The organism is Flavisolibacter ginsengisoli DSM 18119 (assembly GCF_900129295.1).
In the GTDB taxonomy this organism is placed as follows: domain Bacteria; phylum Bacteroidota; class Bacteroidia; order Chitinophagales; family Chitinophagaceae; genus Flavisolibacter; species Flavisolibacter ginsengisoli.
The window spans coordinates 1-1,400 of sequence record NZ_FQUU01000052.1 but is presented as its reverse complement, the minus strand read 5'-3'; the positions used below and the strand labels follow the sequence as shown (position 1 = coordinate 1,400).

1 protein-coding gene is annotated in these 1,400 nt (G+C 42.8%); it reads left to right on the top strand.

What is annotated here, in order from left to right:
• Positions 1 to 116: 116 nt before the first annotated feature.
• Positions 117 to 1,337, top strand: a complete 1,221-nt coding sequence (locus tag BUA53_RS20875) for an IS256 family transposase (protein WP_072837326.1) — start codon at positions 117 to 119, stop codon at positions 1,335 to 1,337.
• Positions 1,338 to 1,400 lie beyond the last annotated feature (63 nt).

Sequence of the window (1,400 nt, the reverse complement as noted above, 5' to 3'; positions counted from 1 at the left end):
GGTAGTGTTTAGATAACTGTGTAAAGGGATAGTGAGGCACAGCAGTTGGGTGATTAGGATTACCTCAGCTGCTGTTGCCGGACGATATTAGTTAACTTTAAAACACAGTTGTTTTTATGGAAGTCAGCGAACAATTAAAGCTTTTGCTCAAAGAGCAGGTAAAGCGGCAATCCAGCGCTGGTGGCATCAGCGATTTATTGCAACAAGTCTTTAAAGAAGCTATCCAGGAGATGCTTCAGGCAGAAATGGACAATCATGTAGGCTATGAAAAGCATGCTCCTGATGCCTGTGAGTATCCCAATAGCCGCAACGGAACCAGCTCAAAAACACTTAAAACAAAGCTTGGTAATATTACAATAGAGGTTCCCAGGGATAGGGAATCGAGTTTTGAGCCCCAGGTAGTACCCAAGCGTAAAAGAGTAATGGAGGAGATAGAGGATCATGTCCTTTTACTTTACTCCCATGGCATGAGTACCCGTGATATTGAAAGTGCTATTAAGGACATTTATGGAGTAGAGGTCAGTGAAGCCCATATCTCCCATATTACAGACCGCATCATCGAACACATTGACCAGTGGAAGAAAAGACCCCTGGAAAAGGTATACCTGGTGGTGTGGATGGACGCCATTGTCTTTAAGGTAAAGCAGGATGGCAAGGTTCAAAACAAAGCCATGCAAATTGCTGTGGGTCTAAACAACCGGGGGTATAAGGAGGTGTTGGGTATGTGGCTTTGCGGTAGTGAGAGTGCTGCTTTTTGGGTCAATGTGCTATCAGATATAAAACGCAGAGGGGTTGAGGATATACTAATCAGCAGCACCGATAACCTGCGTGGCTTTACTGAGGCCATCAGCACCATATATCCCAGGGCAAGAACACAGATCTGTGTAGTACATCAACTGCGTAACTCGCTGAAGTTTGTCATGTGGAAGGATAAAAAAGCTGTGGTGGCAGAACTAAAAAAGATTTACAACGCCTCAGATGAAGCTACTGCCCTTCACTACCTTGACAGCTTTGAGAGTATATGGTCTAAAAAATATCCCTTTATCGCAAAATCATGGCGGACTAACTGGCAAAACCTGAGCACCTTTTATGAGTTTCCAGGGTGCATCAGAAAAATAATATATACCACCAATATTATTGAGAACATTAACAGGATCATAAGAAAGTACACAAAGACAAAATGCAGCCTGCCCAACGACCAGGCAGTAGAAAAAGTAGTGTACCTGGCACTGATGCAAATAGCCAAAAAATGGAGCCAGCCACAGGATGACTGGGCTACCATGCTTGTAAACTTTATTGATATATTTGGTCAAGATAGATGTGATGTTGAATCATAAACCCTTTGCACAGTTATCTAAACTGGATAGAAAACCAGTTTACACAGTTATGTTAACACTCTC

Coding starts and splice junctions, on each gene's coding strand:
- BUA53_RS20875 (WP_072837326.1), top strand. CDS start 117: ATGGAAGTCAGCGAACAATTAAAGCTTTTGCTCAAAGAGCAGGTAAAG.